The organism is Kitasatospora sp. NPDC058184 (genome assembly GCF_042883725.1).
Taxonomy (GTDB): Bacteria; Actinomycetota; Actinomycetes; order Streptomycetales; family Streptomycetaceae; genus Kitasatospora.
Genome location: NZ_JBHVVE010000019.1, coordinates 51,262 through 63,720, shown reverse-complemented (window position 1 = coordinate 63,720; position 12,459 = coordinate 51,262). Strand labels below are relative to the sequence as shown.

9 protein-coding genes are annotated in these 12,459 nt (G+C 73.0%); 8 read left to right on the top strand and 1 reads right to left on the bottom strand.

Features of this window, described 5'->3' with window-relative positions; translation table 11 throughout:
* The first annotated feature begins 91 nt into the window (after positions 1–91).
* From ACFVXH_RS30190 to ACFVXH_RS30155, 8 genes are all read left to right on the top strand, one after another.
* On the top strand, positions 92–514 hold the full coding sequence (locus ACFVXH_RS30190) for a hypothetical protein (RefSeq protein WP_049659008.1): 423 nt from the start codon (positions 92–94) through the stop codon (positions 512–514).
* 79 nt (positions 515–593) lie between these two features.
* A complete protein-coding gene (locus ACFVXH_RS30185) occupies positions 594–1,139 on the top strand; it encodes a ParH-like protein (protein WP_387828918.1) in 546 nt (181 codons plus the stop codon).
* Positions 1,132–2,331: an MAB_1171c family putative transporter gene (locus ACFVXH_RS30180; RefSeq protein WP_387828916.1), complete on the top strand. Its 1,200-nt coding sequence runs from the start codon at positions 1,132–1,134 to the stop codon at positions 2,329–2,331. The genes ACFVXH_RS30185 and ACFVXH_RS30180 overlap by 8 nt, the downstream gene beginning before the upstream one ends.
* 159 nt (positions 2,332–2,490) lie before the next feature.
* Positions 2,491–6,057 carry a DNA polymerase III subunit alpha gene (gene dnaE / locus ACFVXH_RS30175; RefSeq protein ID WP_074003307.1) on the top strand — a complete coding sequence of 1,189 codons (3,567 nt, stop codon included), beginning with the start codon at positions 2,491–2,493 and terminating at the stop codon, positions 6,055–6,057.
* 195 nt (positions 6,058–6,252) lie between these two features.
* Complete coding sequence (locus ACFVXH_RS30170) at positions 6,253–6,726, top strand: nucleoside deaminase (RefSeq protein ID WP_049650233.1); 474 nt, start codon at positions 6,253–6,255, stop codon at positions 6,724–6,726.
* Positions 6,727–6,835: 109 nt separating this feature from the next.
* Entirely contained in the window at positions 6,836–7,876 is a 1,041-nt protein-coding gene (locus ACFVXH_RS30165; protein WP_387828914.1) for a zinc-binding alcohol dehydrogenase family protein, read from the top strand.
* A 103-nt stretch (positions 7,877–7,979) separates the two neighbouring features.
* Complete coding sequence (locus ACFVXH_RS30160; RefSeq protein ID WP_049650251.1) at positions 7,980–9,104, top strand: DUF5954 family protein; 1,125 nt, start codon at positions 7,980–7,982, stop codon at positions 9,102–9,104.
* Between the two features lie 134 nt (positions 9,105–9,238).
* Positions 9,239–11,089, top strand: coding sequence for an FAD-dependent oxidoreductase (locus tag ACFVXH_RS30155; protein ID WP_387828912.1), 1,851 nt, complete (start codon positions 9,239–9,241; stop codon positions 11,087–11,089).
* Positions 11,090–11,154: 65 nt separating this feature from the next.
* On the opposite strand, the gene ACFVXH_RS30150 is transcribed toward ACFVXH_RS30155, so the two are convergent.
* Positions 11,155–12,438 carry a HEAT repeat domain-containing protein gene (locus ACFVXH_RS30150; RefSeq protein WP_387828910.1) on the bottom strand — a complete coding sequence of 428 codons (1,284 nt, stop codon included), beginning with the start codon at positions 12,436–12,438 and terminating at the stop codon, positions 11,155–11,157.
* Positions 12,439–12,459 lie beyond the last annotated feature (21 nt).

Genomic DNA, 12,459 nt, shown 5'->3' with positions numbered 1-12,459 from the left:
GGGGCGACGCCCGAAGCTACGATGGTTACCCGGTGGCCGGCCCCGCGTTCCAGTGCCGCCGGGACCGGCAGTGGCGGCGCAGGAGGCGGAGATGGCGGAACCCGGGGCGAGCACGCTCGCCGAGAAGATCGAGACACTGTTTCGCACGGTCCGGCGCCCCAACCGGGAGCAGTACAGCAACGAGGACGTGGCGCGCGCCTGTCGCGAGGCCACCGGCGAGACCTTCTCGGCCACCTACCTGTGGCAGCTGCGCACCGGCAAGCGCGACAACCCGACCAAGCGCCATCTGGAGGCGCTGGCCGGGTTCTTCCACGTCTCCCCCGCCTACTTCTTCGACGACCGCTCCGAGGAGATCGTCGCCGAACTCGCCCTGCTGGAGGCGCTGCGGGACGCCGGCGTACGGAACATGGCGCTGCGGGCGGTGGAACTCTCGCCCGAAGCCCTGGACACCGTCTCCGATGTGATCGAGACTATCGCTCGCCGGGAGGCTGCCAGGGGGAAGCCCTCCCCGTGAGCACGACGTGGTGCCGCCGAGGGGACACCCGCAACGGCTGACCGGCCACGTCGGCCCCGGCGGACTGGGGAGGCGCGCGTTGCGATGGATCCGACGCCACGGCGGACTGATGCGGCGATGTCGCGCGATCAGCGAATCACTGGACCTGCCCGACCCGTTCGACGCCGCCGAGCTCGTCGCCCGCCTCGCCCGCGCCCGCGGCCGTCCGATCGACCTGATCGCCGTGCCCGCACGGCCCGGGGCGCCCTGCGGGCTGCTGGTGACGACCGGTCAGGCCGACTACATCGTGTACGCCGAGGACACCAGCGAGGTGCACCGCCAGCACATCCTGGTGCACGAGTACGCCCACCTCCTGCTGGGCCACGCCGACGGCCCCTCGCCCGACCCCGGGCTCACCCACGGCCTGCTGCCGCACCTGTCGCCGACCCTGGTCGGGAAGGTCCTGGGCCGCACCGTCTACCTCGAACCCCAGGAGCGGGAGGCCGAGTTGCTCGCCTCCCTGATCCTCAAACGCGCCCTGCTGCCCGGCGGCCGGGCGGCCAACGCCCAGTCCCGCGACGCCGAGTGGGCGCAGCGGCTCTCCCCGCTGCTGGGCCGGCGCCGCCCGACGGGCCCGCATGACTGACCCCGTCCTCGCCTGCGCCGCGGTCTTCCTGCTCGGCCTGAGCACGTACCGGTTCTTCGCCGGCCGGCACCGCGGCACCACGCCGGCCCTGCGCTACACCTGCTGCTTCGCCTGGTGCTTCGGCGCCTCCCTGGCGCTGATGGCCGGCCGGACGGGGGCGGACATCGACCACGGGACCGGCCTGGCGGGCCTGTCCTGGATGCTCACCGACCACCTCAAGATGGGCTCCGCCGGCTTCCTCGCCCTGGCCGCCGTCTCGCTGCGCCGCCCCGCCGCCGACGCCCGGGCCCTGCGCCGCCGCCAGGCCGGCGTCGCCCTCGCGGTCCTCGTGGCGACGGTCCTGTTCCTGCTCGCCCGGATCACGGAGGTCGACGGCCAGTTGGTGGCCACCGGCGGCGCCGGCCCGGTAGCGCTGGCCGGCTACGACCTGGTCAGCGTCGGCTACGTGGTCGGCTGCCTGGTCACGCTGCTGCGCCAGACGCTGTCCTGGACGCGCCAGGCCGACACCGCGGCCCTGCGCACGGCCCTCGTCCTGATCACGCTCACCGCCGCCGTCGGGCTGCTCTGGACGGCGTGGGGGGTGGACGACGTCCTCGGCGCCCTGCGCTCGGGCCGCCAGCAGAGCACCGAGGACCCCGTCTCGCTGGCGCTCGGGCGGCTGTGCGCGGTGCTGCTGCTGGCCGGTGCGACCACCCTGCTGTGGGCGCGCGCCGGCCGCGCCGCCCGGCGCTGGCGGGCCGCGTACCGCAGCTACCGGTCGCTCGGCCCGCTGTGGCGGGCCCTGCACGCGGTCTTCCCGCAGATCGCCCTCGCCGCCGGCCCGCTGCCCTTCGCCGACGCCGAGCTCGCGCTCTACCGCCGGGTCATCGAGATCCGGGACGGGCTGCTGATCCTCCGCCGCTACCGCACCGGCGAGACGCTCCCGGCGGGGCCGGAGCAGCCGCGGGGCGGCGGCGCCCGGGCCACCGACGCCGCCGCGCGGGCCGAGGCCGCCCGGATCGCCGCAGCCCTGGTCCGCGCCCGCGCGCGGGCGGACACGCCCGCCGACCCCGCCGAGGCCGCCGACCCGCCGCAGGCCGAGCCGTCCCTGCCGGCCAGCGCCGGCATCGAGGCCGAGACCCGCTGGCTGACCCAGGTCGCCCAGGCCCTGCGGACCACGCCGCCGCTGCCCGTCGGCCGCACGGCCGGCTGACCGGAGCGGGGTCGGCCGCACTGGCCATGATCCCGTCAAGGAACCGACAGGGCCCCGTCAAGATCGCGGCGGCGGGCCCGCGGGGCTGCGCGTCGGCGTCGCGGACCGGATAGGGTGGACCGCTTCCCCGTCCGCGTCCCGTCCCAGGAGCACAGCGCCGTGTCCGACAGCTTCGCGCACCTGCACGTCCACACCGAGTACTCGATGCTGGACGGCGCCGCCAAGAACGGCAAGCTGTTCGCCGAGGCGGAGAGACAGGGCATGCCCGCCATCGCGATGAGCGACCACGGCAACATGTTCGGCGCGTACGAGTTCTTCCACGCGGCCGCCAAGACCGGGGTGAAGCCGATCATCGGCATCGAGGCGTACGTCGCGCCGGCCTCGCGCTTCCTGAAGAAGCAGGTGTTCTGGTCCCCCGGCGGCCAGCGCCCCACCGGCTCCGACGGCGAGGGCGGCAAGGACGTCTCCGGCGGCGGCCGCTACACCCACATGACCATGTGGGCGCAGAACGCCACCGGCCTGCGGAACCTCTTCAAGCTCTCCTCGCTCGCGTCGATGGAGGGCTACTACATGAAGCCCCGCATGGACCGCGAGCTGATCGCCGCCAACGCGACCGGCATCATCGCCACCACCGGCTGCCCCTCCGGCGAGGTCCAGACCCGGCTGCGCCTCGGCCAGTACGAGGAGGCCGTCAAGGCGGCCGGCGCCTACCAGGACATCTTCGGCAAGGAGAACTACTTCCTGGAGCTGATGGACCACGGGCTCTCCATCGAGCAGGACGTCCGCGAGGACCTGCTGCGCCTGGCCAAGCAGCTGAACATCCCGCTGCTGGCCACCAACGACTCGCACTACGTCACCGCCGACCAGGCCGACGCCCACGACAGCCTGCTCTGCGTCGGCGTGGGCAAGAACAAGGACGACCCGAACCGCTTCAAGTTCAACGGCAGCGGCTACTACGTCAAGACCGCCGAGGAGATGCGCGAGCTCTTCCGCGAGCTGCCGGAGGCCTGCGACAACACCCTGGCGATCGCCGAGCGGGTGGAGTCGTACGAGGAGGTCTTCACCTACGTCGACCGGATGCCGCAGTTCGACGTCCCCGAGGGCGAGACCCAGGCCTCCTTCCTGCGCCAGAAGATCGCGGCCGGCCTCCAGCACCGCTACGGCGACAACCCCAGCCAGGAGGTGCTGGACCGGGTCGAGCTGGAGATGGGCGTGATCACCCCGATGGGGTTCGACGCCTACTTCCTCGTGGTCGCCGACATCTGCCAGTACGGCCGGGACAACGGCATCCCGGTCGGCCCGGGCCGTGGTTCGGCGGCCGGCTCGATGGTCGCCTACCTGACCGGCATCACCCAGCTGGACCCGCTGGAGCACGACCTGCTGTTCGAGCGGTTCCTCAACCCCGAGCGCATCAACCCCCCGGACGTCGACATCGACTTCGACGACCGCCAGCGCGACCAGATGGTCCGCTACGTCACCGACAAGTACGGCTCCGCCTACACCGCCCAGGTCAACACCTTCGGCACGATCAAGGCCAAGGCCGCCGTCAAGGACGCCAACCGCATCCTGGGCTACCCCTTCGCCATGGGCGACCGGATCACCAAGGCGATGCCGCCGGACGTCATGGGCAAGGGCGTGCCGCTGGCCGACCTGTTCAACGACAAGCACCCGCGGTACAACGAGGGCACCGAGATCCGGGCGCTCTACGACAACGAGCCCGACGTCAAGAAGATCATCGACACCGGGCGGGGCATCGAGGGCCTGATCCGCGGCACCGGCGTGCACGCCGCCGCCGTCATCCTCTCCTCCACCCCGCTGCTCGAACTGATCCCGCTGCACATGCGGGACAAGGACGGCGTGATCATCACCGGCTTCGACTACCCGTCGTGCGAAGCCATGGGCCTGATCAAGATGGACTTCCTGGGTCTGCGGAACCTGGGCATCATCGACCACTGCATCAAGATCGTGAAGGCCAACCGGGGCGTCGACGTCGACATCGAGAAGATCCCGATCGACGACCCCACCACCTACCAGCTGCTGGCCCGAGGCGACACCCTCGGCGTGTTCCAGCTCGACGGCGGCCCCATGCGCGCCCTGCTCAAGCTGATGAAGCCCACCGAGTTCGCCGACATCTCCGCCGTCTCCGCGCTGTACCGGCCCGGCCCGATGGGCATGAACTCGCACACCAACTACGCCCTGCGCAAGAACGCCCAGCAGGAGATCATCCCGATCCACCCCGAGCTGGAGGAACCGCTCAAGGACGTCCTCGGCCCCACCTACGGCCTGATCGTCTACCAGGAGCAGGTGCAGCGAGCCGCCCAGGTGCTGGCCGGCTACTCGCTCGGACAGGCAGACCTGCTCCGCCGCGCGATGGGCAAGAAGAAGAAGGAGGTCCTGGAGAAGGAGTTCGTCCCCTTCCACGCGGGCTGCAAGGAGCGCGGCTACTCCGACGAGGCCATCCAGGCGGTCTGGGACGTCCTGGTCCCGTTCGCCGGCTACGCGTTCAACAAATCGCACTCCGCCGCGTACGGGCTGGTCTCCTACCAGACCGCCTACCTCAAGGCCAACTACCCCGCCGAGTACATGGCCGCCCTGCTCACCTCCGTCGCCGACGACAAGGACAAGATGGCGATCTACCTGGCCGAGTGCCGGCAGATGGGCATCAAGATCCTCTCCCCCGACGTCAACGAGTCGGTGGTCGACTTCACCGCCGTCGGCAGCGACGTCCGGTTCGGCCTCAAGGCGGTGCGCAACGTCGGCGTGCCCGTCATCGAGTCCCTGGTCGGCACCCGCGAGGAGAAGGGCAAGTACACCTCCTTCGCCGACTTCCTGGACAAGGTCGAACTGGTGGTGTGCAACAAGCGCACCGTCGACTCCCTGGTCAAGGCGGGCGCCTTCGACTCGCTCGGCCACACCCGGCTCTCGCTCAGCAGCGTGCACGAGAACGCGATCGACGCCGTCACCGGGCTGAAGAAGCAGCAGGCCATCGGACAGGACGACCTGTTCGGCGCCCTCGACGCCGGCGAGGGCGGCGGGCCCGGCATCGGACTCGACTTCCAGCTCACCGAGAACGAGTGGCCCCGGCGCCAACTCCTCGCCCTGGAACGCGAGATGCTCGGCCTCTACGTCTCCAGCCACCCGCTGGACGGCGCCGAGCACATCCTCTCCCAGAACCGCGACAGCTCGATCGCCCAGCTCCTCGACTCCGGCCGCTCCGAGGGCGAGGTCCGGCTCTCCGGGCTGATCACCGGCGTCGACCGGCGGATCAACAAGGCCGGCAACGCGTGGGCGATCATCACCCTCGCCGACCGCGACGGCTCGGTCGAGGTGCTGTTCTTCCCGGCGACCTACAACCTCATGGCCGAGCAGATGATCGAGGACAACGTGATCTCGATCCGCGGCCGGCTCAACGAGCGCGACGGGTCACTGAGCGTCTTCGGCCAGGAGATCACCACCCTCGACGTCTCCTCCGCCGAGCTCGGCACCAAGCCGCCCGTCCAGATCACCGTCCCGGCCGCCCGGATCAACCCCCAGGTGGTCGCCGAGCTCAAGCTCGCCCTCCAGAACCACCCCGGCGACGTCCCGGTCCGGCTGCGCACCACCAACTGGGACAAGGACACCCTCTACGAGCTCGGGTTCCGGGTGAACCCGGACAACGGGCTCGCCTCGGACGTCAAGACCCTCCTCGGCAACCGCTCCTGGGCGGGGGCGGCCGTCCGCTCCTGATGCTGCCGTGCCCGGCCCGGCCCGGCCCGGTCCGTTCCTCGGAGCGGGCCGGGCCGGTCGGCTGTCCGGCCCCTGCCGGGGACCGGGTTCGGTGGTGCCATGGAGGTGGGCGGACGGCCGGGCCGGCTCGTCGGCCTCCGCCCGCCCCGCCCCAGCCGCTCCACCCCGCCCGCTCCACGCCCGAGGAGTACGCCGATGCCCGACCACACCCGCACCCACCTGCTCGCGGCCATCGAACTCGCGGCCTCCGCCCGCGCCCACGGCAACCACCCCTTCGGCGCACTGCTGACCGACGCGTCCGGCGGCGTCCTGCTCACGGCCGAGAACACCGTACTGACCGACCACGACGTCACCGCCCACGCGGAGACCAACCTGGTCCGGGCGGCCTGCCGCGCCCTCGCCCCGCACCAGCTCACCGAGACCGTCCTGTACACCAGCACCGAGCCGTGCGCGATGTGCGCCGGCGCGATCTACTGGAGCGGCATCCGGCGGGTGGTCTACGCGCTCGCCGCCACCGAACTGAACGCCATCGCGGGAGCGGACCCGGACGAACCGGTGCTCGACCTGCCCTGCCGCCTGGTCTTCGCGGCCGGCGGCAACACCGTGGAGGCCTCCGGCCCGCACCTGTTCGACGAGGCCTCCGCCGTCCACACGGGGTACTGGGGCTGACCGGCCACGCCGTGCGCGGCCTGGCGGGGCGGGGCGTGGGGCACCGTGGGTACATACGGAGCGTGACGCCGGGCGGTCCGCGTGCCCGGTGGACCGGCAGGAGGCCGCGATGACCACGAGGGAACCCCTACCGACGGAGACCGGAGCCTGGGTGGTGGACCGCCCCGGGCCGGTCGGCGGGCCGGGACCGGGCCCGCTGGTGTGGGAGCACCGGCCGCTCGACCCGCCTGGGCCGCGGGAGATCCTGGTCGAGGTGGAGGCCTGCGGGGTGTGCCGCACCGACCTCCACCTCGCGGAGGGGGACCTCTCCCCCAGGACGGCGAGGCGCACACCCGGGCACGAGGTGGTCGGGCACGTGCTGGCGGCCGGGTCCGAGGTCGAGGAGTTCACCGTCGGGGACCGGGCCGGGGTGGCCTGGCTGGCCCGGACCTGCGGCCGCTGCGGGTACTGCCGCAGCGGGCGCGAGAACCTCTGCCCCGACTCCCGCTACACCGGCTGGGACCGGCACGGCGGCTACGCCGGGCACGTCACCGCGGACGCCCGCTACGCCTACCGGCTGCCCGAGGGCCCGCCCGCCGAGGAACTCGCCCCGCTGCTGTGCGCCGGGATCATCGGCTACCGGGCCCTGGAACGGGCCGAACTGCCGACGGGCGGGCTGCTCGGCATCTACGGCTTCGGCGCGTCCGCGCACCTGACCGCCCAGATCGCCCTCGCCCGGGGCGCCCGGGTGGCCGTGTTCACCCGCTCCGAGGCGGCCCGACGGCTCGCACTGGAACTCGGCGCCGCCTTCGCCGGGGACTCGTACGACCCGCCCCCGCAACCGCTGGACGCGGCCGTCCTCTTCGCCCCGGTCGGCGGCCTCGTGCCCGCCGCCCTCACCGCGCTGGACCGCGGCGGCACGCTCGCCGTGGCCGGCATCCACCTCACCGACATCCCGTCGCTGGACTACCAGCGGCACCTCTTCCAGGAGCGCACGCTGCGCAGCGTCACCGCCAACACCCGGGCCGACGGCCTGGCCTTCCTGGCGGAGGCGGCCCGCGCCCGACCGGTGGTCCACCTCAGCCGCTACCCCCTGAGCCGGGCGGACGCGGCGCTCGCCGACCTCGCCGCGGACCGGGTGACGGGCGTCGCGGTGCTCGTACCCGAGTAGTGCGCCGGCCGGGATGGCCCGGCACGGCGGTGACCGCCCCTTCGGAGTGACAGGAGGGGCCGTTTGACTGCGCTCGGTGGCCGACCGGTTGCATCATGTGCGCATGGTGAACTTCCCTGACGATGTCCCCGGTTACCTCTCCATCAGGATGGCCGCCCCCACCGAGCCGGTGGCGGGGATGGCGGACGTCGAGGCGTGGACGGCCCGCGACAGCTATCCGCAGATCCTGTCGGCCGGGAGCAGGGCCTTCGGCGTCGCCCGTGAACTGCCCACGGGCGGCTGGGCCCTGCGCACCTCGATGGCCGAGGTCTACCCGCAGTCGGCCCGCGACGACCTGGGCATGGTCTGCCGCGAGCAGGCCGGCCGGGCGGAGCAGGCCGGCGACACCGCGGCGCAGCAGCGGTACCTGGCCGCGGCCGGGCGGCTGGAGTGGGAGAAGCTCGACGAGGTCGAACTGGACGTCCGCTACCGCGTGGTGCGGGCCGAACGGTACATCCGCAGCGGTCCGGACGGCCCGGAGCCGCCGCGCTCCACCGACCCCGACGACCACCGCAAGCGCCCGCTCGCCGAAGCCCTGGACCCGGCCGCCGGCTTCGTCATGGACCCCGCCCTGCCGACCGGGCTCTCCACCGGCATCCTCAAGACCGACCTCATCCAACTGGTGCCCACCGCACGCGACTTCCCGCCCGAGGTCCGCCGGGACGCGCTGCGCTCCAGCACCACCCACCCGGGTGTGGTGCTGCTGCCGGCCGCCTTCGGCGTCGCGGAACGGGTCGACGGCCGGTGGCGTCCGGTCGGCGTCATGGACGCCCCCACCCCCTTCCGCGCCCGGGACATCCTGTCGATGCGGCTGCGCGTGACCGAGCCGGTCGAACGCCGGCTGAGCGACCGGCAACGGGCCCGCTACGCCGAGGCGGCGGACCGACTCGAAGCCGAGCAGGGCTTCGAGCTCACCGTCGAGGACCGGCTCCTGCGGATCATCCGGGTGGAACGCGCCGTCCGCTTCGGCCCGGACGGACCCGAGGGGCCCCGCCCCTCCGACCACGACCCCGAGGACCCGATCCTGGTGATGGACCAGAAGCTGCGAGCGCAGGGCATCGTCCCCGACGAGGACGATGACGAGCCGATCGTCCTCGACGAGTCCGCGCGGGAGTTCCAGCGCCTCTTCGAGGCCGAGATGGCCCGGCGCGGCACCCCGCTCCCGCGCTTCGAGGACGACGGGGCGTAGGGCGGCCCACCCCCGTCGAACACCCCTCCACCACCCTGGTCCGGGACGGGTGACCGGCACCCGTCCCGCTCGTTGCACACCGGGGGGTCATCCCAACCGCTCGGGGTGACCAAGGAGCCGGAGGTGCGCGCAGCATGGGGTTGGCCGAGGGTTCACAGGACGGTTCGCACGAGGACGCGGTGAGCGGGCGGACCCGACGCCAGTTCCTCACCCGCGCCGCCGCGTTGGGCGGGGCGCTGGCGGTCGGTCCCGCCGCCGGCGCCGCCGCGCTCCCGCGTGGCGCGGGCACCGCCGCCCGCGGCGGCTCCGGGCGGACGGTGGCGGTCCTCGGCGGCGGGGTGTCCGGGCTGAGCGCGGCGCACGAACTGGCCGAGCGCGGCTACCGGGTGACGGTGTACGAGTACTACGCCGCGCTCGGCGGCAAGGCCCGGAGCATGGACGTGCCGGGCGGCGCGCGCGGTGGACGCCGAGCGCTGCCGGGCGAGCACGGCTTCCGGTTCTTCCCCGGCTTCTACCGCAACCTGCCGGACACCCTGCGCCGCATCCCCTACCCGGGCAACCCCGGCGGCGTCCACGACAACCTGCGCGACGCCACCCAGGCGCTGCTGGCCTTCGACGCCCCGCGCCCGGGCCTGCTGCTCCCGTTCCGGACCCTCACCCGCCGCCCGCTCGACCTGGGCGACCTCGCCCCGGACGCCCTGCGGCGGACCCTGACCGGCGCGCTGGACGAGGTGCTGCACCTGCCCGCCGACGAGCTGGCCTACTTCGTGGACCGGGTCCTGGTCCACCTGACCAGCTGCGACGTGCGCCGGGAGCAGCAGTGGGAACGGGTGCCGTGGTGGGACTTCATCAGGGCCGGGCGGATGTCCCACGACTACCAGCGCCTCCTCGGGGTCGGCGTGTCCCGGGACCTGGTGGCGACCCGGGCCGAGCAGGCCAGCACCCGTACGGTGGCCCGCACCATCATCGAGGCCTTCCTGCTGAACGGGCTGCTCGGGCGCGGCGTCGACGGACAGCTCGACCGGGTGCTCAACGGCCCCACCAGTGAGGCCTGGATCGACCCGTGGGCGGCCCACCTCTCCGCACTGGGCGTCGAGTTCCGGACCGGCACCGAGGTCCGGGAGGTGCTGTACGGCGAGGGCCGGATCACCGGGGTCCTGGTGGCACCGGCCGGCGGCGGCGCCCCCGAGACGGTGCGGGCCGACTACTACCTCAGCGCGCTGCCGGTCGAGCACGCCCGCACCACCTGGGGTCCGCGCCTGCGCGCCGCCGATCCCCAACTGGCGCGCTGCGACGCGATCGGCACGGACTGGATGACGGGCATCCAGTTCTACCTGCGCCGCCCGCTGCGGCTGGTGCACGGCCACGCCATCTGCCTGGACTCCCCCTGGTCGCTCACCACGGTCAACCAGGCGCAGTTCTGGGACCGCGACTTCGCGGCCGCCTACGGCGACGGCACGGTGCGCGACTGCCTCTCGGTCTGCGTCTCGGAGTGGGACCGTCCCGGCGTCCTCTACGGCAGGACGGCCAAGGAGTGCACCCGCGAGGAGGTGGCCCGCGAGGTCTGGGCGCAGTGCCGGCGGGCCCTCGACCGGCCGGGCGCCGGTTGGCCGGCGGACGCGGACGTGCACTCGTGGTTCCTCGACCCGGCCGTCACCGGCCTGGGCGGGCCGGCCCCGGCCAACCGCGAGCAACTCCTGGTCCACCCCGCCGGCACGCTCTACCACCGGCCCTCCGCCGCCACCGCCGTCGGCAACTTCTTCCTGGCCGGCGACTACGTCCGCACCGACGTCGACCTGGCCACCATGGAGGGCGCCAACGAGTCCGCGCGCCGCGCCGTCAACGCCCTCCTGGACGCCGACGGTTCGCCCGCCGAACGCTGCCGGATCCAGCTGCTCTTCCGTCCCCCGGAGCTGGAGCCCCTCAAGCTGGTCGACGAGGCCCGCTACCGCCTCGGCCTGCCGAACACCTTCGACCTCGGCTGACCCGGCCCGCCCGGACACAAGGGTACGAAGCGGCGGCGATCCAGCAGGTCCCGCGCGGGCGTTCCCTACCCAGCGGTGGCCGGCGCCTCCAACTCTTTCCGGCGCTGCTCGTACCGCGAGGGCGCGCCGAGTATCCAGGACCAGGCCTCGTACTCGTCGACGGTCCCGACCCGGGCGGCGCCGTCGACGCAGCGCGGATCGTCCCGTTCGGCGAGTCCGAAGACGGCCCAGATGCGGGTCACCTGGTCCTCGTCGTCGAGCAGTTCGGCGAGGACCTCGCCGACCGCGCTCGCCGGTTCCCCGCTCTCCGCGAGCCGATGGGCGACAAGTCGGCGAACAGCGGCGTCGTTGTCCCGAGCCAGTACGCGCATGGCATCCAGCCCCTCGGACGCGTAGGTCCACCGCCCCGAACGGTCCGGGACCGTGTGCTCCAGGGTCGCGGGCACTCGGGCGCGCACCTTCGAGGCGGGGTGCGCGAGGAAGGACAGGCCGAGGGGCTCGATCCTCGGGTCCTCGTGGTGGCTCAGGCCGACCAAGACCTCGGCCAGGACGTCCGCGTGGTCCCCCTCCGCCGCCCAGTCGAGGAGGAACTCCAGCGTGCGCTGGTCGAACGGGCTCGGGTCGGCGGACATGGGGTCACCGAGGAAGAGGGATGTCAGGAGCTCCGCACCGAAGCGGCGGCGCAGGGGATCGGGGTGGGACCGCAGTGCCACCGCGGCCTCCCACGTCTCGTCGTCCTGCCTCTCGGCGAGCGTGCTGATGATCTCCCCCCAGACGGCGTGCTCCCGGTCGGGGTACGCGAGGGCGCACGCGCGGACGGCCAACTCGTCGACTCCCGGGCGGAGTCCGAGATGCTTCTCGAGGAGAGTGAGGATTCCTGTGTGGCCGTCGCGGACGGTCGTTTCGCCGAGTCGGATCTCGTGGTAGTCGGTGGACCATTCCCTGTCCCGGACCCGGACCCACTCGACCGGACCCGAGGAGCCGGTCCGTTCCCGCAGCATGCCGACCGCGCCCGTCTCGTGCCACTGCCGGGCACGTGCCAACAGTTCCGCGCGAGTGTCCTCACCGAGCAGCGCCGCCTCGCCGAGCAGGCCATGGGCAAGACCGACGGAGCCGCTGTCGACGGCCCGCAGCCGCGGGGTGGTCCCGTCGGGCAACCGACGGTCCACATCCGCGCCGCCCTCCACCAGACAGTCGGCGGCCAACGAGTCGAACGCGGCGATGGCCAGGCAGAGTGCAGGGGTTCCCTGCTCGTCGACGGCATTGGGATCCGCCCCGTCCTCCAGGAGCATCCTGACCGCGTTCTCGTCCCCTCTCCGCACCGCCGCGATGAGTGGATCCTCGCCCATACCCCTAAGCCCCCGTTACTC

What these genes read in the sequence shown, in the direction of transcription:
- ACFVXH_RS30190 (WP_049659008.1), top strand. Translation starts at nt 92, where the DNA reads ATGGCGGAACCCGGGGCGAGCACGCTCGCCGAGAAGATCGAGACACTG.
- ACFVXH_RS30180 (WP_387828916.1), top strand. Translation starts at nt 1,132, where the DNA reads ATGACTGACCCCGTCCTCGCCTGCGCCGCGGTCTTCCTGCTCGGCCTG.
- ACFVXH_RS30170 (WP_049650233.1), top strand. Translation starts at nt 6,253, where the DNA reads ATGCCCGACCACACCCGCACCCACCTGCTCGCGGCCATCGAACTCGCG.
- ACFVXH_RS30165 (WP_387828914.1), top strand. Translation starts at nt 6,836, where the DNA reads ATGACCACGAGGGAACCCCTACCGACGGAGACCGGAGCCTGGGTGGTG.
- ACFVXH_RS30160 (WP_049650251.1), top strand. Translation starts at nt 7,980, where the DNA reads ATGGTGAACTTCCCTGACGATGTCCCCGGTTACCTCTCCATCAGGATG.
- ACFVXH_RS30155 (WP_387828912.1), top strand. Translation starts at nt 9,239, where the DNA reads ATGGGGTTGGCCGAGGGTTCACAGGACGGTTCGCACGAGGACGCGGTG.
- ACFVXH_RS30150 (WP_387828910.1), bottom strand. Translation starts at nt 12,438, where the DNA reads ATGGGCGAGGATCCACTCATCGCGGCGGTGCGGAGAGGGGACGAGAAC.